At 44.3% G+C, this 22,123-nt stretch carries 18 protein-coding genes and 1 pseudogene; 13 read left to right on the top strand and 6 right to left on the bottom strand.

The features are described from left to right. Nucleotides 1-295: 295 nt before the first annotated feature. Nucleotides 296-931 (bottom strand): hypothetical protein, encoded by a 636-nt coding sequence (locus AC55NX_RS16615; RefSeq protein ID WP_496996744.1) that lies wholly within the window; start codon nt 929-931, stop codon nt 296-298. Between the two features lie 396 nt (nt 932-1,327). On the opposite strand from AC55NX_RS16615, the gene AC55NX_RS16610 reads away from it, so the two are divergent. After that, entirely contained in the window at nt 1,328-1,870 is a 543-nt protein-coding gene (locus AC55NX_RS16610; protein WP_496996743.1) for a cytochrome b, read from the top strand. Continuing rightward, nucleotides 1,867-2,436, top strand: a complete 570-nt coding sequence (locus AC55NX_RS16605) for a YceI family protein (RefSeq protein ID WP_496996742.1) — start codon at nt 1,867-1,869, stop codon at nt 2,434-2,436. Before AC55NX_RS16610 ends, AC55NX_RS16605 begins: the two co-directional genes overlap by 4 nt. A 158-nt stretch (nt 2,437-2,594) precedes the next feature. On the opposite strand, the pseudogene focA reads toward AC55NX_RS16605, so the two are convergent. Further along, nucleotides 2,595-3,464: pseudogene (focA, locus tag AC55NX_RS16600) on the bottom strand (formate transporter FocA); the annotation flags it as partial. Nucleotides 3,465-3,628: 164 nt separating this feature from the next. On the opposite strand from focA, the gene AC55NX_RS16595 reads away from it, so the two are divergent. Next, complete coding sequence (locus AC55NX_RS16595) at nt 3,629-4,534, top strand: LysR substrate-binding domain-containing protein (protein WP_496996741.1); 906 nt, start codon at nt 3,629-3,631, stop codon at nt 4,532-4,534. Nucleotides 4,535-4,561: 27 nt separating this feature from the next. Here AC55NX_RS16595 and AC55NX_RS16590 read toward each other — a convergent pair whose 3' ends face one another. Continuing rightward, nucleotides 4,562-6,196, bottom strand: coding sequence for an ATP-dependent endonuclease (locus tag AC55NX_RS16590; RefSeq protein ID WP_496996740.1), 1,635 nt, complete (start codon nt 6,194-6,196; stop codon nt 4,562-4,564). A gap of 197 nt (nt 6,197-6,393) precedes the next feature. Here AC55NX_RS16590 and AC55NX_RS16585 point away from each other — a divergent pair, with 197 nt between their 5' ends. Then, a complete protein-coding gene (locus tag AC55NX_RS16585; protein ID WP_496996764.1) occupies nt 6,394-8,121 on the top strand; it encodes a bifunctional metallophosphatase/5'-nucleotidase in 1,728 nt (575 codons plus the stop codon). Nucleotides 8,122-8,699: 578 nt separating this feature from the next. Further along, on the top strand, nt 8,700-9,962 hold the full coding sequence (locus tag AC55NX_RS16580; RefSeq protein ID WP_496996739.1) for an OmpA family protein: 1,263 nt from the start codon (nt 8,700-8,702) through the stop codon (nt 9,960-9,962). Between the two features lie 68 nt (nt 9,963-10,030). Here AC55NX_RS16580 and AC55NX_RS16575 read toward each other — a convergent pair whose 3' ends face one another. Continuing rightward, nucleotides 10,031-10,597, bottom strand: a complete 567-nt coding sequence (locus AC55NX_RS16575; protein ID WP_496996738.1) for a PhnA domain-containing protein — start codon at nt 10,595-10,597, stop codon at nt 10,031-10,033. A 244-nt stretch (nt 10,598-10,841) separates the two neighbouring features. Here AC55NX_RS16575 and AC55NX_RS16570 point away from each other — a divergent pair, with 244 nt between their 5' ends. From AC55NX_RS16570 to AC55NX_RS16560, 3 genes are all read left to right on the top strand, one after another. Continuing rightward, complete coding sequence (locus tag AC55NX_RS16570; protein ID WP_496996737.1) at nt 10,842-11,264, top strand: hotdog fold thioesterase; 423 nt, start codon at nt 10,842-10,844, stop codon at nt 11,262-11,264. Between the two features lie 89 nt (nt 11,265-11,353). Continuing rightward, nucleotides 11,354-13,045 carry an SgrR family transcriptional regulator gene (locus tag AC55NX_RS16565; protein WP_496996736.1) on the top strand — a complete coding sequence of 564 codons (1,692 nt, stop codon included), beginning with the start codon at nt 11,354-11,356 and terminating at the stop codon, nt 13,043-13,045. A 205-nt stretch (nt 13,046-13,250) separates the two neighbouring features. Beyond that, entirely contained in the window at nt 13,251-14,141 is an 891-nt protein-coding gene (locus AC55NX_RS16560; RefSeq protein ID WP_496996735.1) for a LysR substrate-binding domain-containing protein, read from the top strand. An 80-nt stretch (nt 14,142-14,221) separates the two neighbouring features. Here AC55NX_RS16560 and AC55NX_RS16555 read toward each other — a convergent pair whose 3' ends face one another. Beyond that, a complete protein-coding gene (locus tag AC55NX_RS16555; protein ID WP_496996734.1) occupies nt 14,222-16,915 on the bottom strand; it encodes a bifunctional acetate--CoA ligase family protein/GNAT family N-acetyltransferase in 2,694 nt (897 codons plus the stop codon). Nucleotides 16,916-17,130: 215 nt separating this feature from the next. On the opposite strand from AC55NX_RS16555, the gene AC55NX_RS16550 reads away from it, so the two are divergent. Both AC55NX_RS16550 and AC55NX_RS16545 read left to right on the top strand, forming a co-directional pair. Beyond that, nucleotides 17,131-17,697 carry an SPOR domain-containing protein gene (locus AC55NX_RS16550; RefSeq protein ID WP_496996763.1) on the top strand — a complete coding sequence of 189 codons (567 nt, stop codon included), beginning with the start codon at nt 17,131-17,133 and terminating at the stop codon, nt 17,695-17,697. A gap of 135 nt (nt 17,698-17,832) precedes the next feature. Then, entirely contained in the window at nt 17,833-18,849 is a 1,017-nt protein-coding gene (locus tag AC55NX_RS16545; protein WP_496996733.1) for a D-alanine--D-alanine ligase, read from the top strand. On the opposite strand, the gene AC55NX_RS16540 is transcribed toward AC55NX_RS16545, so the two are convergent. Beyond that, nucleotides 18,830-19,645 (bottom strand): tyrosine-type recombinase/integrase, encoded by an 816-nt coding sequence (locus tag AC55NX_RS16540; protein ID WP_496996732.1) that lies wholly within the window; start codon nt 19,643-19,645, stop codon nt 18,830-18,832. The two genes, AC55NX_RS16545 and AC55NX_RS16540, sit on opposite strands and share 20 nt — an antisense overlap. 254 nt (nt 19,646-19,899) lie before the next feature. On the opposite strand from AC55NX_RS16540, the gene AC55NX_RS16535 reads away from it, so the two are divergent. From AC55NX_RS16535 to AC55NX_RS16525, 3 genes are all read left to right on the top strand, one after another. Further along, complete coding sequence (locus AC55NX_RS16535) at nt 19,900-20,280, top strand: DUF3319 domain-containing protein (RefSeq protein ID WP_496996731.1); 381 nt, start codon at nt 19,900-19,902, stop codon at nt 20,278-20,280. 6 nt (nt 20,281-20,286) lie between these two features. Further along, on the top strand, nt 20,287-20,598 hold the full coding sequence (yciH, locus tag AC55NX_RS16530; RefSeq protein ID WP_496996730.1) for a stress response translation initiation inhibitor YciH: 312 nt from the start codon (nt 20,287-20,289) through the stop codon (nt 20,596-20,598). 197 nt (nt 20,599-20,795) lie between these two features. Then, on the top strand, nt 20,796-21,941 hold the full coding sequence (locus tag AC55NX_RS16525) for an iron-containing alcohol dehydrogenase (protein WP_496996729.1): 1,146 nt from the start codon (nt 20,796-20,798) through the stop codon (nt 21,939-21,941). Nucleotides 21,942-22,123: the final 182 nt, after the last annotated feature.

Here is a 22,123-nt window from a genome sequence, read left to right as displayed (position 1 = left end):
ATACCTGAGGTATGAATTCAGTCATCACCTTTATCAGCGATTTTCTGTTGCAGGCGGATGGCTGTTGTTATGAATTTTTATGGGAGGCGATTCTAATCTGAGTTGTTTTATTTTCCTAGTAAAAATAAAACGATATTTTTTACTGTAAATAGATAAGAATGTAGTTTTTTTAATGGTGAAGGAGCGAGGAATTTAGACGGGAAAGGAGGCTTCAATTATCAATGAATTTGAAGTGATCCGTTTTTGGTGAACAATCATTAGACTTTGAAGAATCCGTTTGGGACGAGTATCGACATCAGGCCCATTGTAAAACAGCGTATAGCTGAATGTATTTACGCACCAGTTGCTGATCTTTCGAGCGCCTGAGTGGGTGACCATACTTAATATAACAAGGCGAGACCGCATGATAGGTCTCTAAATGTTGACTTAATCGCGAGTCACTTTCATATAACGTGATGCCCTGAGCGTTGTACTCTGCGAGTTCGTCCGGTAATTGACCCATCCACCAATAGAGTAATTCTCGGCTGGTGGTTTTACGCGAGATCCAGTGATCCGCCAGTAACAATAATAGGTCTGAAGGTTGAATTGCATAGGCATATTCTTCTTTCCAGAGGGCGATATCTTGAACTAGTTTTTCCCGACATGTCTTTCCGGCACTGACAAGATGATGCGTTAAGATCCACACGGTGCCTATTTCCGACGTCACCCGGAAATGATGGGGGAGTTCATGATGTATATGGAGATCGATCGGCGTGTATTCACAAGAATGACCGAATTCAACCAGTGTACGGGCTAGGCGTCTGGAGAATGCTTTGGCAAGGTGGTGTTCCGTCATTCCCTGATTATGAATCGTCGGATAGTGTTTTTCACATAACTTCAGGCAGTCAGATTGAAACTCATTAACACTTTGAATCAGAATATCCAATAACAAGACCAACACTCCTTGTGAGAACAAAATTCAGCGTAGCATATTTTATACTGAACTCGATTTATTTTATTCTTTTCGGAGAGCTATTCGACTAAATATATTAAGTTTTTGTGATGTTTTCAGCGCATTTTAATCGGTTGACCGAGCAGAGCAGAGGCTAAGCAAAATTGGGACGACTATAATATGCAATGTGACTCTAATACAAATAGATGAGCATAGTTCAATAAATTAGAATAAGTTTGTCAATTTATTAAGGTGTTCGGTGAAATCGTTATAAGAAATACTCATTAAAGGAAGTGAGGATAGACCGATTTCTACTATAAATGCTATTAGAGCAACAATTGTTTTCAATTTGGGAAACAGTCGTTATGGGCAAATATACAGTCAGGAAGGGCCGATATGAGCACTGATGTTAAAAACTATAATCTTGTCGCTAGGGTCATACACTGGCTATCGGCAATTGTTATTGTGGGAATGTTTGCTGTGGGTATCTGGATGGTCGATCTGTCTTACTACAGCACTTGGTATCATGAAGCGCCTTTTTTGCATAAATCCGTCGGGATACTTTTGGCACTTTTGACTATTTTCCGGGTTGTCTGGAAAGCTTCAACGGCATCACCAAAAGTGACAGGGTCTCGTTTTGAAAAAATAGCATCGAAAGCGGTTCATCATACGATGTATCTTGATTTATTCATTATCTTTGTCTCCGGTTATCTGATTTCTACGGAAGATGGCCGAGGTATTGATGTGTTTAACTGGTTTACCATTCCCGGCGCCGGGGCGCTTTTTGAAGGGCAGGCTGATCTCGCTGGCGTTGTGCACGAAATCGCGGCTTGGACATTGATCATTATGGTTGTTCTGCATGTCTTGGCTGCCCTACAACACCACTTTATTTCCAAAGACGATACATTACGAAAAATGATAGGAGCATCAAAATCATGAGAAAGGCATTACTAGCAACAGGGTTGGCATTAACGACAGCATTATCTTTTGGTGCAACTGCTGCCGACTATGTTATCGACACAGAGGGTGGTCACGCATCGATTAACTTTACCGTGAGTCATTTGGGATACAGCTATATTCAGGGACGTTTTAATCGTTTTGACGGAACATTCTCTTATGATCCGAAGAATATCACTGCATCAAAGGTTGAGGTTAAAGTGGATACAACTTCTCTGGATTCAAACCATGCTGAGCGAGATAAGCACCTGCGTGGCGGAGAATTTATTGACGCAGGTAAGTATTCAACAGCAACGTTTAAAAGCACCAGTATTGAGGATCAAGGTGATGGTGAATTTACCATCAATGGTGATTTGACGCTGCACGGTCAAACCAAGCCGATCAGTATCGATGCTGAACTCATTGGTGCCGGCCCGGATCCATGGGGAGGCGAACGTGCTGGCTTTGAAGGGACGACAACATTACAGTTGTCTGACTTTGGCATCAAAGCCATGGACATGGTGGAAACAGTGGATATGCAGCTTTATGTTGAAGGCATTAAACGGTAAGCTGATTAGCCAGTAACTTGTATATGATAAATTAAAGCCTCTCATCTGAGAGGCTTTTTTGATCGGCAGTTCAATTATTGGAATCGATAGTGGATTCTCGTCGTGTTATACGATCAGGCATCATTTTTAAGCACGTCATGATCCATCGAAGCTGTTTTTTTCTGATGCGGACGGCTAAATACCAACCAGTTGCCCAAACCAACAAGGAAAGCACCACCGACAATGTTGCCAAGAGTCACAGGGATCAGATTGGCAAACACAAAGTGAGAAATCGTCAGATCAGCATATTGACTGGCATCTGTACCGATAGCATGCCAGAAAGTATCCGGTGCAAATGTCTGAATCGCAATGCCTAATGGCACCATAAACATATTGGCCACACAGTGTTCAAAACCAGAAGAAACAAACAGGGCAACGGGTAAAATTGTCATCATTGCTTTAGTCGCCGCATTTTTTGAACTGAATGTTAACCAAACTGCGAGACAGACCAGCAGGTTACATAAAATACCGAGAGCAAATGCTTGAATAAAAGTGTGGTGGAGTTTGTGTTGCGCAATATTCAGTGCATTGAGGCCCCATTGTCCGTGAGCGCTACCATATAAACCGGCAGCCATCACTAACACTAACAGCAACATGGCTCCTAAAAAGTTACCAATGTAGACTTTGCCCCAGAACGTCAGCATCTGAGTGGTATTCACTTGCCGATTTGCTCTGGCGAGTATAGTGAGTACGGAACTGGTAAAAAGCTCTCCGCCACAAATCACCACCAGAATCAGACCCAGACTGAAAGCGATACCCCCGGCCAGTTTTGCCAACCCCCAGGGAATGTCTGCAGAGCCTGTTGTGACTGTAATATAAAATACAAATGCAAGCCCGATAAAAAGGCCAGCCATTATCCCGAGTCCTAAAATCGTCCCTGTTGATTTCTTGGTTTTACTACTGGCGTAATGTTCTGCTTCAACCATCATTTCAGCAGGCGTTAAGTAATCGGTGTTTTTCGCCATATGGGCTCTCCAGATATAACTCATAGCGTTTAAATTGTGTGCTACAGCACATTCCTGCGCGTAGAGTACCTAATTTTACACCATACGGTAAATCGGTAATTCTGAATATAACTATCAATTTGATTGATAGTTGCCGGAAGCCCCGTAAAATAAAGTTGGAGTGGATGCCAATAACGATAGGTAAATCGGTGAGATATACATTAAAACAGATCGCTGTCTTTGATGCGATTGCTGAATATGGCAGTGTTAGTCAGGCTGCGGATTATTTGTCACTGACACAATCTGCAACCAGCATGTCTTTGTCGCAACTGGAAAAAATTCTGGGACGCACATTGTTCGAGCGGTTGGGTAAACAGATGCGACTGACTCATTGGGGAGAGTGGCTTCGACCACGGGCAAGACGCTTGCTGCAAGATGCCCGGCAGATCGAGACCGGTTTTTTTGATTTGCAGGGTATCAGCGGTGATCTGACACTGTGTGCCAGTCAGACACCGGCTGAGCATTTGCTTCCGGAATTAATCAGTCTGTTGGATCATAGTTATCCCGATGTCCGGATCAAAGTGAGTGTCAAAAGCTCACATAATGTCATTGAAGATGTTCTGAATTACCGCAGTGATTTAGGCATTATCGAAGGCCGTTGTGATGACCATCGTTTAGGTCAGGAAATCTGGTGTAGTGATCAACTGACGATTGTTGCCGCCCCTGATCACCCGTATGCCAGCTTACCCACGGTCAGTTTCGAGCAACTGGCGCAAGCGCGCTGGGTGTTGCGAGAACCCGGTTCGGGGACCCGGATGGTGTTTGAAAGTGCCATTCACCCTTATGTTCCTCAGTTGGATGTCTGGCGTGAGTACGATTTTGTACCGCTGCTTTGCAGCCTGACGGCGCATTCAGATTATTTGACTTGTTTGCCGTATCTTGAAGTGAAACCGTTAATCGAAACTAATCAGTTAGTCGCTTTGAATGTCCCGGCATTAAAGATGGATCGGAGTTTGTCTTTTATCTGGCGTGCCGATGTCGGTGAACATCCATTGATCGACTGTATCAGGACAACTGGCCTGCACATGGTTGAAGGCCGGTCTCTGCTGTTATAGTGGCTTTGCCTTGGCCAGTGCTATGATTTAGGTATTGCCGTTTGCCATGGTGACAATACGTTTCAGCGTTTTTCTGAGCTCAGATGGAATACATACCACACCGCGTTGTTCACAATAAGAGACGATCGCGAGTGCTAAATCAGGTTTTGCATATTTCTTGAGTACCCGAGTGACCACTTTTTTGGCGGGAATCGGATGGTCGTGGGGGATTCTAAGCATATCTTTAAAGAAAAATTCGAAGCCATGATTATATAAGAAGTGTTCAATATCGCGGTCCGGGAGTTCGGTCAGACGGTGTAATATCTGATCATGTCCCAGTTGTGAGTGAACTGTTGCCGCATATTTTTTACCCGCTGAATCTCCGTCAGTGACCACATGCCAGTCGATCCCGAATGCTTTGGCGACTTTAATTAATGATTTGAGTCCGGATTGCGCAAATTCGATGATCTGTATCCCTTCAGCCATCAAATCATAACCACACTGGCGAGCCAGTTCACTAAACAGCCAGACTTCAGTCTCTCCCTCGACCAATAACCAGCAGCGGGCGAATAACGCACTGGAACGATGGAAACGAATATGGAAGCCGATACGACGTAAGTCGTCCTGAGATAATATTTTTTCCGGGACAGACATCGCCTTGGTTCGGTCTGTCATTCTGACCAGTCGCCTGATGGAATAGAGTGGCACGGCCGCAAGCAATTCACCACTGTTGGTGGTGAGAATTTTTTGCATCGGCAGTAATTGTAAAATCGTCCAGGCTCGTGCCAAATGAGTCGGGTGTAATCGGCCTTCCGGATCTTCAATAATGAGTATCGGCCTCGCACATCGGCGGAGATCGGTCGGACCTTTGGCTTGTAGATATGCATTCAGTAAGCGCATCAACAGCAGACGACTCTGACGGTTTTTGGTTTCTTCAATATATTGAATGAAGGTTTTTTCTGACGCGGGAGAGGCATAAACCAGACTGGTTCTCTCAAACATCGGTTTCTTTTTACTCCGGCTTTTGAATGAAAAATAGTGCTCAACCAGTGAATTCATCGCGTTGAGGCTGCTTTTGATTTCCCCTTTGTTGACATGTCCGGGCGTAGCCAGCAAACGGCGACAGGTGTTGTCGATTCTTTTCTCTATTCTGGCATTCTTACTGTGATTGTTGCCGTTGGTTGAGTCTTCGAAGTGTCGCGAATCCCTGAGTCGGAGGACGGGATGAAGGCTACTTAACTCTTGGGCGAGCTTTTCTGAATGGTGTAGTTTGAGCGGCTCGCCGTCCTGATCAAGAAAGTGATGGATGGTCGTGATGCGGTCATGTTCTCTGGTTCCACTGAGCCGGTAAATGATCCGACTGAGTCCCCGGGGCGCAGGTTGCCAGACCGGCTTAAGTTTACGATATCGGCCGGATTTCGGCTCATTTTTCTCAGTGGTGACAAAGCAGAGCACGATTTGCAGGTGCTGGGTCTGTGGTTGAGACACTGCGTAGTTAACATGAAAATCCTGAAGCGAAAAGTGATACAGACTACCGTCAGGTGGCAGGGCAATACTGAGTGCGTCGAGCAGTGAAGACTTTCCCCAAGTGTTTTCTCCGATTAAAGTGGTGAGCGCTTCTAAACTAAGCGATAAACGACGGATTCCTCGGAAGCCGGATATTTCGACTCGCTCTAAATGCATAGGCATCTTCCCAAAGAGATAGCACTTGTTGTAAGAATAATATAAAAAGCCAGAAATACGAGTTACTTACATCACAGATGATGAATATCAGCGGGGTTGGTTGTCTGAGAAACTAAAAAAGTTTGAACTCTATTTCACAAATGGGGATGAATCTGTCATGCTTTTCCATCCATGATATGAAAAAAATGCTTGAGTCCATGCAGTACCATCACCAACCACTGTCCATCACAATTGCACACTTGAACGACACTCACTCATACTTTGAGCCCTCATCATTGCAGCTTGAAATGACCGTGCATCAGGATGAGATTTCACCGTATGTCAGTGCGGGGGGATTCGCCCGAATTGCGACTCGCGTCAATCAGTTGAAAGATGAAGCCCAAAATCGTGACCGCCCTTTTTTATTACTGCATGGCGGAGACTGTTTTCAGGGCACACTATATTTCTCCTTATTTAAAGGAGAGGCGAATGCCACTTTGCTCAATGCGCTAGGGGTTGACGCGATGGTGTTGGGAAATCATGAGCTGGATCTGGGCAATGAACCTGTTGCTCGGTTTGTGCGCAATATTAATTTCCCACTTTTAGCGGGCAACTGGGATCTGAGTCAGGAGCGGCAGGACAAACCATATCGGTTGTCTGAACAAACTAATGTTTACCGCTATGATGTCCGGCAACAAACGGCTCAATGGCTGGTTCGTGAATATGAACAAGATGCTGTGGCTATCTTTGGGCTATCGCTGGATAGGATGGATGATATCTCCAATCCAGATGCGGATACGCCGTTTGTGGCGGCACTGGATGTTGCGCGCCGGACCATCAATGCGATTCAGAATAGTGGCATCAATAAAATTATTTTACTCAGCCACCTCGGGTATGACATAGACAAACAGCTTGCCGGGGCGGTGAGTGGCATCAGTTTGATTATTGGCGGACATAGCCATGTTTTACAAGGTGACTTTTCGGATATTGGACTGGAGGCTGCCGATCCGTACGGGATCAAGGTAGGAGACACCCATATTGTGCAGGCCGGATGCCACGCGCTGGCGCTGGGGCACTGTGATATTGACTTCGATGCGGCAGGCAAGGTGGTACGTTTTCAGGGCAAAAATGAACTGTTAATTGGCCGGCGTCTGTTTGTTGATGCGGCCAGACAGTCTCCGGGCAGTGACTGGCGACACCAACATGCCTGCGATTATCTGGAACAACATCCGCTGGTTTACGTTTGCCGCAAAGATCCCCATATTCAGGATATATTGAACCAAAATTACTTACCGGTGGTGCGGCAACAGCAAACCAAAGCGGTAATTCACCTGACACAACCTTTATTTCATACTCGGATCCCCGGAGAAAATGGCGGCAGTGAAATCGCACCGTTGGTAGCCCGGTCATTTTATTATGCGATGCGAAAGCGTGAACATCCGGTTCAGTTTGCTGTGCATAATGCCGGGGGCGTGCGGTGTTCTCTGTCGAGTGGGGTGTTGACGGTTGCCGATATTGCCGGTCAATTATTGCCATTTGCCATTCCTATCGGTGTGTATTACGTCACCGGTGCGACGCTCAGACATTTACTGGCTGGCGCAATTGACAATGCATTGGGTCATCGGCCTGACAGTACCGGCACGGGAAGTTATCCCTATTGTTATGGACTGGATTTTCAATATCAGGCCGACATGCCGCCAGAAGAACGGATTCAAAGATTGCAGATTTATCAAAACGGCCACTGGATATCTGTTGATGATTCAAAGGTTTATTGCGGAACATCGTCTGCCTATACGATGAAAGGAAAAGAAGGTTATGAAGCAATTCTTGGCATGGTTCGGCCCGGTATTGTTTCGAATGTCTCAATGGCCGATGCTCTGATCGAGATGTTCGAAGATAAACCTGAATGGCTTGAAGCGTCTGTCGAAGCACAATTTATCAGTTAGCTTTCACCCAATACATGAATCATTACCATGATGGCATTGTCTTTGCTTGTATGATGATGTTGAAATAACCTCATCGGTGAGGAGGGAATATGCGGCATAAAGATTGGTTTGATGCGCTGGTGGTTGTCAGTTGGGTGAGTATCTGGTCGTTACTGGTTTATTTTCTACCCTATGCGGCTGTTTAAATCAGATGGTCATTCAAATGGATAAATTGTATCGGGCAGCTATTGAAATTGAAGAATAGCTGCTTTTAATATGGTTTCGTTCTACGGATTAATCACGGCTATTGTTCTGTCCAACTTTCAGTGACGTTAAAATTACCTTTTTCAAAATTGGAATCGGCCTCTCATTTTGATTAGTATTCTGCAAAATATCTGCAAAAAAAATCCAGAAATAGTCAATATCGCATCAATTCTGCTTGCCTAAATAAGTGATCGCTTTAAGATCGGTTCGTTGTTTTTCATATCTTTGCTAGGTATATAATCATAATGACTACACAAAAAATAAGTGAATCTATCTCGATTATTTCTAAGGTTGGTTTTTTTCTCGGTGCAGTAGTAATACTGATATATTGCTCAATGATTGGGTTCTATCCTCAAGGCCTCACATTAGGCGATGGGGCATTCATTGGCTTCGTGTTTCTCTCGTTCGGATTCTTAGCCACATTATTTATCTTTTTGTTTTCGATCTCGTCTTTGTCATTGGTCAATGCGTTGATTTTTCTGTTTCGGTTACCGTCGTTTATTTTTAAAACATTATCGATGACCAAGAAAGAGAAACATCTGCGTGGCATGGTGTTTGGCGGGATGCTCAAAAACTTTATTAAAGACCATCATATCGGTTCGATCTCTTTCTTGGGATTGGTTTGGTTGATTCCACTGATTTATATAATTTGTCAGTATGCGACTGTCAGAGATTCAGACTGGTTTTCAACCCTGTTGATGTTTACACCACTATTGTATTGTGGCATCGCCTGTAAGATGTATCTCAATCATAAAGAGAAGAATATTTTTAATAGTCTGGTGACGTTATTTATTTTATTGACACCTTTCATGGTCGTGCCCGGATTATTCAAACATACTTTATATACCGCGATGGAGAATATCGGTGTCAGGGACAGTCATGTGTCACTTTATATCGAGAATCAGTATGTTCCGGTCGTGAATAATATCATCAATAAAAATGATCTGAGTGACTATCAAGTGACCAGTGTTGATGATAATTTCAGTAAAATCGATAATGTTGATGTCATTTTTACCGGGGCAGGGAACAGAAGTCTGCTGAGACTGGCGGATAAACGTGTGTCGATCAACTTTGTATTACCGTCAGATGCATTTTATACAGAGAAATCCCATTTGAATCATGACTTGAATAGTCTGATTGCAGCCATTCAAGCGAATAGCTCAGATGCGTTTCAACAAAATAAGGTTTCCTTTGATTATCATCATATGGTGCTGAACTTTGGTTCGTATGGCTATTTTAAAGTCGGAGAGTATGCGGTTTCACCCCGGTTTGAAACCGCGATTACGTCAACGCTGAATCCATTATTTGATGTGCTTTCACAGTATCCGGAACAGATTAAGTCTCTGGAAGTAATTGGATTATCCAGTCAGGAATGGAAGGGATCAAAAGATGATCTGGATGCTTATAAGTATAACTATGATCTCTCGGTGAAAAGAGCGTTAGCGGTGTCTAATGTGTTGTTTGAGAGTGAGATGTTACAGCCATACGGGCAGTGGCTGAGTGATAAACTGGTGATTCGGGGTGAGTTATCTCAACAAGATGGACGGGATAAAAAATCAGACCGACGCGTGATTATTAAATTGAATTTGAAACCATAAACATGAGTATAAAGAAAGCCCCGGGTCAGTCTCTGATCCCGGGGCTTTTTGATTCAATCAGTTGGTGATTATTTTTTACGGGTATATTCAGCAATAATATACATCGATTGACCGTTTGCTTTGCCTGAAACCAGCTTAGGGTCGTCGCTCAGGCTGATGCCACGAACAACCGTACCTTGCTTAATCACTTGAGAAGAGCCTTTAATCGGTAAGTCTTTAATAATTGTGACGTCGTCACCTTTTTTCAGTTCAACACCGTTCACGTCGCGGGGCTTCTCGGCGTCATCATCCATACCGATCATTGCCCAGTTGGCAACTTCTTCTTCCAGATACATCATATCCAGCAGATCATGTGCCCAAGCTTCAGATTCTGATAAACGCTTCAGTTGACGCCACGCCACGACTTGAACCGCTGGTGTTTGATTCCACATACTGTCGTTCAGACAACGCCAGTGATTCGAATCGGCCGTTTCCGGATTCTCAATTTGACTCTTACAGGTTTCACAGAGCATCACTGCATGATCGACTGTAATTTGTGTATGAGGTGCAACCACAAATGGTTGAAGCTGAGTGGTAGATGAACAAAGTTCACATTTTGATTCACAACGTTCAAGCAGCGCTGATTCTGTTGCCATATGACTGGACTCCTGTAAAAAGAATAAGGGCGTATTATCCACGTCATGGCAACAATTTAAAGTTTTTTATCCACCAAGACGACGTTTCAGCAACAATGACTCCATAAGATAAGTCGCATACAACCAGATACCAAGGCTCATACATATGAATATAGTTTGCTGGCGTCGGCTATGCTTGTCATGATATTTTCTGAACGGAGTACTTCGGCTCACTCAGCCCTATTCGATTTGTTAAAGGTAGATTATGCGTATCTGGAAAAGACCGATTGATATTGATTTATTGAATCAAACTTCAGTGAACACCATGATGGAACACCTGAATATTGTCTATACGGAAGTGACCGATTCAACGATGTCGGCAACGATGCCGGTTTGTCATTTCACCCATCAGCCATTGGGGATGTTGCATGGCGGCGCTTCGGTTGTGTTGGCGGAAACATTAGGCTCCGTTGCTGCGAACTGCTGTGTTGATGAAGATGCTTATTGTGTCGGGTTGGATATTAATGCCAATCATATCCGAGCGGTCAGAAGCGGAACGGTCACGGGGGTTGCTCAGCCAATGCATCTTGGTGTATCGACGCAAGTATGGCAGATCAATATTCATGATGAGCGAGATCGATTAGTGTGTACCAGTCGTCTTACCATTGCCGTCAAAAAGAAAAAATAACAATAATATGCGAACTAAGTTTGCAGAAAAGGGGAAAATGGGAAATTATAGAGCCATGAACAATTTCATCAATTTCCCCCTTTATCTTTATGAGTAGTCCAAGGTTACGTGTCCAGTTTGAAACCTTATTCGAACATTTTGAAGGTCAAAACACGGAAGTCCGTCTGGAAGATTTGACGGAGATTCTGTTTTGTACGCGCCGTAATGCTCGTATTGTCTTGAATAAGATGGAAGAGGAGGGCTGGATCGAATGGCATCCTGCTGCCGGCCGGGGCAAATTATCACACCTGATTTTTAAACGCAGCCGGAGTGACGTGAGTGAGAATCTGGCCAGACGATACCTTGAAGAAGGAAAGTTCGGGCAGGCGTTCTCCGTTCTGGACCAAAATGCCGATAAGCTCACCCAAGTCATCCAAAGTTATCTTGGCGTGCAGCATCAGCAGGGACGTCAGGTCGTTCGGCTGCCATACTATCGTCCGTTATCGATGCTGAATCCTCGTAAACCGATGCGGCGCTCCGAACAACATATTGCCCGGCAAGTTTTTAGTGGTCTCACAACCTTAGATGAGAATGAAACGCTTCAGCCCGATTTGGCGCATAGCTGGCAGAGTCTGTCCGCTAAGCATTGGCGATTTTATTTACGTCCCGGTGTCCGGTTCCACAATGGTCAATTGCTGACATCGGAATTGGTGGTTGACAGCCTTCGTGAACTACAGCATTTCAGATTGTTCCATCATATTGAGGATGTCTCATCGCCCGGAGATTGGGTGATTGATATTCATCTGAATAAACCTGATTTGCATCTGCCGGTTTTACTGGCTGAAACGTGCGCAAGAATTGTGAGTCCCGGTGTTCAGCAAGAGCATGAATTTGATGTCATGCCGGTTGGCACCGGACCATTCAAAGTTGTGACCAATGATGACAAGCGGCTGATTCTGCAAGCATTTGATAGCTATTTTGGCTATCGTCCGCTGTTAGATCAGATTGAAGTCTGTGTCATTGATGAGGCGGACTCTTCTTTGGTTTTCCCAACTTTGAATACCCCTCTTAAAGTGAGACGCGGAGCATCCCGGGAAGATGTTGATTTGGATCCGGGATGTATTTACCTACAATTGAACCGTAGAGACGGGCTTGCCTGTGATCATGAATGGGCTGAATATCTGAGTAGTAAGTTGAGCGCACTGAATCTATTCAGTCTCTTTCCGGAAGAAACGGTTGTGGCATGGGGAATGTTACCGGCCCACGGCTTGAAACCGGGATGGTATCACCATCGTCCTGCCCGCCAAGTGATTATCCCAGCGATAACGCGTCCGGTTCGGATTGCTTATCATGCGAAGCATCCGATGTTTCCACACTTGGTTGACGTGATTCAGACTTTATTAACACAAGATGGCATTCAGGTTGAACTGTTCACGTACGAGCATGCAGTAGATGTGACACAAGGGATTGATATCTGGATAAAAGCAATGGGCATATCGAACCATCGCGATGATGCATTGGCTGGGTGGCTTTTGGATTACTCCGATGTCAGTGAAACAAGTCAGCCAGATGATTTTGCCGATTGGCAGCAGTTGATTGATCACTGGCGGACCGAACCCGATCAGCCGTTTCCTGCAAGAGAAATCGGGAAATCGTTGATAGAAAAACATCAAATTGTGCCACTATTTCACAGTTGGCTTGGTGTCAGTCACGATCAGTGTGGCGCGTTGCAAAATGCTAAATGTAATGCGTTGGGATGGTTTGACTTTTGTCGGGTCTGGGTCAAGCCGGAACTGAATTGAGAGTCATCCTGCATTTTTGGGATAAGTTTTTACCGTTGCTTGGTGAATCAATGCAGAAATGATATGCAGTCAGTGATATGTTGCCATTCATAGCGCTTGTTTTTTGTATGCGACTTGAGTGGCGGTATCATTCGCTGAACCTGAGTCTCGGTTCATGATGTTTAACGAATACGGTGTTTAAGAAAATAGCTTAAGGATACTGATTTTGCATAGCCCTATTACATTAGAAGCGCTTTACATTCTTGATGCAATTGAACGACGTGGCAGTTTTGCTGCGGCTGCACATGAGATGAATCGCGCACCAAGTTCCCTGAGTTATCAGATTCAAAAACTGGAGCAGGATCTCGATATCATCATTTTTGACCGCTCCGGTCATAAGGCCAGTTTTACGGATGCCGGACGGTTACTCCTGGATCATGGGAGACGTATTCTCTCTGAGACCGACAAACTGGTTAATGATGCGACTGTTCTGGCAAACGGCTGGGAACTGGACGTGACGCTGGCTTATGATGGGATCATTCCGGTGGATAATTTCTTTCCATTGGTGGAAGCGCTCGGAAATGTGAGTAAAACCAGAGTCCGGCTTCAGGAGGAAATTTTGGCGGGATGTTGGGAGTCGCTGGCAACGGATCGCGCTGATCTTTTGATTTGTCCCCGTCTTGAAACGATGCCTCACGATGTCAAAGTTGAATCCTTGGGAGCGATGTCTATGGTGTGGGTTGCCGCGACCGGACATTATGTTCATAAACGTAGTGGGGCTTTTGATGAAAGTGCGCGACAGAAGTATCGGATTGTTGCGATTGCCGACACTGCGAGAGAGCAACCGCCACTCAGCGTGAATATTCTGCAAAAACAGCCGCGACTGACCGTGACAAATTTTGCGGCTAAATGTCAGGCGCTGATATCCGGACTTGGGATTGGGACACTACCACAACAGGTAGCGCAACCTCTGATTGATGCGGGTAAACTGCAAATGATCCATGGTACGGAAAAGAAAAATGCTGAGTTAGTGCTGGCTTGGCGTCGCAATAAAATGGGTGAAGCCAAATCTTGGTGTATTCAGTATTTGAAAAAGCATTGGAATTTACTCAACTGAATTCGTCATGTGACATAGAGAGCACAAAAGAAGCAGAGTCGCTGTGATCCGCGACTCTGTTTTCGTTTGATGGTTATCATTCAGGCTTTTTGGGATAACAGCAGTTGCATGTCGGCTGTCCCATCTTCGAAATGTACTTCTACCTGAAATCCGAGCTTCTGAGCCAGTGATAACATACCTTGGTTACTTGGCATCGTGATGCCTGATATTTGTTGTGTTCCCTTGTTGGTACAATAGTCGATAATCTTCCTCATCAGAATTCGTCCTAATCCCAGACCTTTTAAGTCGGAGCGGATTAAAATGGCAAATTCTGCATTACTGTTGTCCGGTGTGATTAACGCACGGGAAACGCCGATAATCTCGTGCCGAGGGGACGAACGAACCGCAACAAAAGCCATTTCCCGGTCATAATCGATCTGAGTCATGTTCGCTAATGCTTCATGATTAAATTCACCGACTTCCGTAAAAAAGCGTTTATACAAATCCTCTTTGGAGACTTTACTGATAAAGTCCGCGTGGTCGGGTTCATCTTCCGGCAAAATGGGACGAATTAAAATCGATTCTTGATTCTTCATGACCACCTGTTGTTCCAACTCCGACGGATAGGGACGGATGGCTAATCGCTGTTGTGCATCACCGTGATAAGGTTTGAGATGTAAATCGGCATCCAGAATCGTAAATTGATGGCCATTGACCAGCAGGGGATGAATATCTAATTCATGCACTTCAGGACACGCTTCTATTAATTGTGAAAGCCTCACTAGAAACTGAGAAAGCCCGGCAATATCAATGGGGACAGGCAGTTTTTGCAGACGGATTTTATTGTTTTTGATCGCTTGGACAATTAAATCTCTCGCCAACGTCATGTTCAACGGGGGCAGGGCGGCTTCAGCATCGGTTGCTTCTTGCCATTCGGATCCGCCTTGGCCCAGCAGAATCACCGGGCCGAAGGTGTCATCATGCTTGACTTTAATCCGCAGTTCTTCACCGCCGGCGAGTTTCGCCATCGCTTGAACGACTAAACCATGAATTAACGCTGCCGGATAAGAGAGACTCACACGATCAAGGATCGCCTGTGAGGCACTTTCGACTTCATGACGATTTCTGAGATTGAGCATGACGCCTTGTACATCAGATTTATGAGCGATATCCGGGGAGCGTAATTTGACCGCCACCGGATAGCCGATAGTTTCGGCAATATGGACGGCTTCACTACTATCTTGGGCCATCCAAGTGGGTAACACATCAAACTCAAAACAGGTCAGCAAGTCACCGATTTGATGGGTATCGAGTAATATGGCTTGCTGGTTTGCAAGATGAAGATGTTCCTCAATCCACTGTTGAGCTTTGTGAATTTTTTCCGGTGGAAGAAAATCTGCTGTAGTTGGTGTTTCCATCAATTGCTTTTGATTACGCTTATATTCCACCATGTGCATAAATGCAATCACTGCGCTTTCCGGGGTTCGGTAAGTGGGAATTCCGGCCTGATAGAAGCGTTGCCGGGCTGCTTTGGCGGTGAGTTCACCCGACCAGTTGGTCAAAATGTTAAACTGGCGGCTACGTGGATGTTGATTTAAGGCATCAATCACTGCCTGAGCCGTTTGTTCTGATTCAGCAACGGCTGAAGGACAATGCATCACTAAAATGGCATCGGCAACATCTGAATCTAACACGGCATTGAGCGCGGACACATAGCGTTGATGCCCTGCATCCCCCACAAGATCGATGGGGTTGGCGTGTGACCAGCTTGGCGGCAGGCTTTGATCGAGTTTGTGCATGATGTCATCATTCAGTCGCGCTAACTTGCCACCACGTTCGAGTAAAGTATCAATGGCCATAATCGCCGGACCGCCGCCGTTGGTGATAATTGCCAGCCTTTCACCACGGAGTGGGAGTGGGTGGGTTAAGGTTTCCACTGCGGCAAACAGTTCATGTGTGTTATGAACACGCAACATACCGCTGCGACGAATGGCAGAATCATAAATAATATCGAGGGTATCGATACCACCGGTATGTGCTTTGGCCGCCTTCCTTCCTTCCAGCGTTCTTCCGCCTTTTAAGACCAGAATTCTTCGGTTCCGTGAGGCTGCCCGGGCCGCAGAGATAAACCGTCTGGCATTCCGAATTGTATCGATATAGAGCAAAATGGCATCGGTGTGACGATCGGTACTGAGATGATCGAGCAGATCATTGAAATCGATATCTGATGCGTTGCCCAGAGAAATAAAGGCAGAAAAGCCAATCTGTTTTTCATTGGCCCAGTCCAGAATGGTTGTACATACTGCTGCCGACTGAGAAATAAAGGCAATATTCCCTTTTAAGGCGGGCACCGGGGAAAAAGAGGCATTAAATGATATCCAAGGAAGAATGATCCCCAAGCTATTTGGACCAACAATACGCATGTTCGCCGCTTTTGCGATAGCGTGACACTGTTGTTGAATCTGATGATCTTCTGGATCATTGGTATACATATCCGAAGATAGGACCACCACGTAAGCAACTTTTTTCTCGGCAAGCTGGTGGAAAAGCGAAATATTTCTTGAAGCGTGCGTACATAAAACTGCGATATCCGGTATGATAGGCAGTGAGTCGATTGTTTTGTAAGCCAGCACGCCACACACAGAGGTATAACGAGGGGTGACCGGCATGACCGTACCATCAAAGTTACCACTGAGCAGGTTCTTCATCACCACATGACCTGCGCGTAGTGGCCGATTGGAGGCACCAATGACGGCAACCGATCTGGGCTTTAAAAAATGAGACAGGTTGTTCATTTTTATTTCTCACATCAGCAAGGATATCCGTCTGATTATACAATTGGATTGATGAAAGCAGGGATATGGAAAGCAAAACTTGGATATTCGCTTAAAATTGTTTAATACTTTGTGTTTTATATCACATGTTATTCATTTGAATTTATTACCTAAACTTGATTCTAGACTCGGCTATGGGCATGATTGATACACTCTTTATGAAAGGCACGAAAACTATGGAAAAAAAAGTCATTCTCGGTTTGTCCACGTTACTGTTGGCGGCATGCTCTTCTGGTACTTATGTAACGGACGTGACAACTGAAAGCTACCAGGAAGAATATCCCACGGCCAAAATTCAGCAGCCGGTGGTTTCTCAGCAGGGAACAACCGCTGAAGGTGTGACAGAGATGAATGTGGTTCGGACGACAGAGCAACCGGCCACATCACAAAAAATGTCTCAACCGAGTCAGACCGCTGTGACGATTACGCCGCCAACGGCAAAACAGGTGGCAATGAATCCACGTTTTGGTTACACCATTCAGGTCGTTGCGGTTGGTAGTCAAAGCAAAGTGGATCGATTTTCTAGCAAGCTCCCTAAAGATGGACAGCCTATCTGGGAAAACTACAAAGTCGTGAATGGGACGAAGTGGTATACCGTCTTATACGGTGATTTTGCAACGCGTGCTAAAGCTCGTCAGGCAATTCAGATGCTGCCGGCCGAGTTTCGTCAACTCAAACCTTTTGTGAAAAGCATTGACGCAATTAAAAACTCTGAATATCCGACTTTAAACAAGCTGAATTAAGTAAAAAAGGGCCTCGGGCCCTTTTTTGTGTAGATAGTGAACGGTTAGCAGCTTAGAGAAAAATTAAGACTACAACTTTATCTGGAATTATCTATGATATGGGTGGTTAAAACAGAAAGGAAGTGTGGAAAAATAATGGACCGTATCAATATATTATTGCTTTGTGGTGGTGGTTCATCTGAACATGAGGTGTCATTGGTTTCTGCTAATTATGTTCAGGGACAGCTTCAAATCAATCCTCACTTTCACGTTGAACGTATTGAAATGAAATGTGACGGATGGTTTACCGAAGACGGTCATCTGGCATATTTGGATACCAATACGGCAACGCTGAATACCGATGTCAGTTGTCAGAAAATTGATTTTGTGGTGCCATGCATCCATGGTTATCCCGGAGAAACCGGTGATATTCAGTCGATGCTTGAATTAGCTGCAATCCCATATCTGGGATGTGGTCCGGAGGCGAGTTCAAATAGCTTTAACAAGATTACATCCAAGCTTTGGTATGATGCGCTAGGCGTTCCGAATACCCCTTATTTATTTTTGTCTGAGTTCACGGATCAGGCGATTGCACAGTGTGAAGAAGCATTTCATCGTTGGGGAGCTTTATTTGTGAAAGCGGCCCGACAAGGTTCTTCCGTTGGATGTTACAAGGTCACTGACTTGTCACAATTGCGTCAGTCGATCACTTCGGCATTTCAGTTTTCTGAACAGGTTCTCGTTGAAAAAGCGGTGAAACCGCGAGAGTTAGAAGTTGCGGCTTATGAAGTTGACGGAGAACTTTATATTTCAGCCCCGGGTGAAGTGATTGCACCAGCGGATGCATTTTATACCTATGAAGAGAAATATAGTAATACCAGTCACTCTCATACCAAAGTTGAGGCCGAAGGTCTTACTGTCGAACAGCTCACCTCAATTCGTGAATACAGCGAAAAAGTATTTCGTCATATGAAACTCAGACACCTTGCCCGCATTGATTTTTTCCTGACTCCTGACGGAGAAGTCTATTTGAATGAAGTGAATACATTCCCGGGAATGACGCCAATTTCAATGTTTCCGAAAATGTTAGAAAACAATGGCCATACCATGGCTGATTTTTTAACGGATTGTATTGAATGTTCATTGGAAAAAATCACGACTTCCAAGGCTTAAACGATTTAAATTGTTGAATTTCAATTTCAGCCTGACGATGCTTTCCAACATACTGAGAAGGCATTACCGGGCTTTGCCAGCGGCCGAAAGACTGAATCTCTTTGATTTTCATCCCTTGTTGATAGAGCTCTTGTGTGGCACCGATGCGGGTCGACTGACCTGAAAATTTAAGATGGGTAATCCCAAGCAGCTCTCCGGCACCTCTTAAAATTCGATAAATTGATGAGTCATTCAGTTTTTCAATCCCGATATTTTGGTGACGGTCGATCGAACGGAAGACATAAGGTGAAGATTGGATATCAATCAGCTGATACCACCGATGAATCGCTTCCGAAGCCAGTGGAGAAAGTTGATAGCCATTACCTCTGAGTTCAACCCGTACCTCGGATTCTGAGTGAAAGATGAGTTGTTCAACACGGAGTTCTCTGAGCTCCGCTCGTTTCAAAATGCACTCAAACATCAGATGATAGATCGCGAGATCTCGAATGTCTTTAGCATCTTGCGAGGTAGAGAGTCGTGTATCGAGTTGTTCAATATGTTCTCTGCCTAACGCATCCGCTTGACTATTATCGCCTTTTTTCTCTGTTCTTAAAGACATCAGGAGTATACGAACTTGATGATTTGCAATTGGATCCGGATATCCCAGCAATTTATGCAACACTGTCATGGTGACGGTGTAACGACGTAATGTTGAAAACTTCCTGACTCGTGATTCCTTTTCGAGAAAAAGACGAATCATATCCGGAGATGCCGGATAAGGAACAACATGCTGATTCTGACAAAATTCTACAAACAAATTCCAGTCTTTCGTCATAGCAAGTAAGGAACTGTTTGAATACTGATATTGTGTCAGTTCATTGAGTTGTTCTTTATGAATAAAAGCACAAAGTTGCCTTGTATAATCTTCGATTATTGTCTTTTTTGTGATTAATATTGGTTTTTTTAACATTCTAATGCACTATAACTAGATTAATAGCCCTAAATATACTTGATCATGTGTCGATTACAATTAATATTAAATGAAAATACATAAAAGGACTGAGTAGACATATGGCTGTTGCAACATACCGAGGATTTACCCTCAAATCTGCCGGTCAATCCAGTGATGTCTGGCAAGTAAAAATCAAGAATCATATTCTTTCCGGTAATAAAGCAGCGGTACAGAAGAGTATTGATTGGTGGTGTGATACTGCTTCGATTATTGATCCCAAAGAATTTTCAAATATAGAGGTTAAGAGGGAGCATCCAACAGCGACACAAGAACAATTTGCTGGCTTTACTCTGAAAAATGATACTGGTGAGCCGAATGATTGGTATTGTATATTCAACGGAAGATTGCTTAAAGGATCTAAGCTCGCAATTGAAAAACACATTGAAAAAACAATTTTAGAACTCCGTCAGGCGAAAGCAGCGGCAGCAGCAAAGAAGTAATTAAATATGACATTGGTATATTCCACAGAAGTTGGACGAATTAAACCTGAAGAATCACAACCTGAGCGACCAAAAGGCGATGGTATTGTGAGAATCCAGAGACAAACCAAGGGACGAAAAGGAAAGGGGGTCTGTATCATTACAGGCCTTGACCTTGATGATCCGGCATTGAAACTTTTGGCAGCAGCCCTCAAGAAACACTGTGGCTGTGGTGGTGCAGTGAAAGACGGCCATGTTGAGATCCAAGGTGATGACCGCGAGAAAATTAAAACCTTTCTGGAAAAAAAAGGCCATACCGTTAAACTTGCCGGTGGTTAACAGATAAGTTCAATAAAAAGGCTCCAGGTGACAATGTCACAATGGGGCTTTTTTTATCCTTCTGCAACAAAAAATATCTAGCTATTTCATATCCATAGAATTTATTCGCGATTAATGATTCAAATCAGTGTTTCAGTGCGCTTGTAAGCATATTGTATGTCTAATCACATTTTTATATGCAAACTATAGGAGTAAGTATGAGCGTAATGAGATTTTCTGTACCCAGAGACATTATCTATGGAGAAGGGGCGCTGGCTGAACTGGCAACGTTAAAAGGTCAAAAAGCTGCAATTGTGACTGGCGGAAGCTCAATGAAAAAATTTGGCTTTTTGGAGCAATGCCAAGATTATTTATCACAAGCTGGTATTCGTAGCATTATTATTGATGGTGTTGAACCGAATCCGTCTGTCAAAACAGTATGGCGCGGTGCTGAAGCAATGATTAATTTTGAACCTGACTGGATCGTGGCAATCGGAGGCGGTTCGGCCCTTGATGCAGCCAAAGTCATGTGGTGTTTCTATGAACATCCTCACTTAAAATTTGAAGATATCATTGAAGTCGGCTCCATGCCGGCACTACGCCAAAAAGCGAAATTTATTGCGATTCCATCAACCAGTGGCACCGCATCTGAAATTACAGCATTTTCTGTTATCACTGATACTGAGAACCATATCAAGTATCCCATTGTGGCTGCTGACATGGTGCCGGATATTGCGATTCTTGATCCCAAACTACCAGAAACAATGCCAGCGCATATTACGGCCAATACTGGGATGGATGTCTTGACCCATGCAGCAGAGGCGCTTGTTTCAATTGCTGCGACATCATTTACAGATCCGTACTCGATTGAAGCAATCAAACTAGTTATCGATAATATTGAAACGGCATACAAAGAACCTGACAACAAAGAAGCCCGTTATAATATGCATAATGCATCAGCGCTTGCCGGCATGGCATTCACTAATGCTTCATTAGGATTGGTTCATTCACTCGCTCACAAAATTGGTGGTGAGTTTGGCGTGACACATGGTCTGTCAAACGCCATTCTGCTGCCATATATCATTGATTTCAACAGACAGTACACCACCAAATATCAGTTGGCAGAAAGCATTCTCGGCATTGACAATCTGGCACAAACAGTCAGAGAGCTGAACAAAGCTCTAAATATTCCATCCTGTTTTAAAGATTGCGATGAGGTCGATTTCAGCGAAGAGAAATTCATTCGTGTACTGGAAAGGATGAGCGAACGAGCCTACGGTGATCCATGCACACTGACCAATCCAGGCAAACCAACCGTTGAAGATGTGAAAAATCTATACCGTAAGAGTTATTACGGAGAATAAAATTCAACCATTCAAATATAAAACGAGTGCGGTCATGACCGTGCTCGTTTTTATCATTTAGGAATCCTCCCTGAAGACAATAGCAGCAACATCTTTATCAAACCTGACGGAGCACAAGAAACAAGCTATAGGGGAGCAACCACTAAATAGAATGCACTGCATTGATTGTATTTAACATAATA

This window comes from Vibrio rubrogenes (assembly GCF_059641415.1).
The sequence above is the reverse complement of the archived record's forward strand: the minus strand, read 5'-3'. Positions and strand labels throughout refer to the sequence as shown.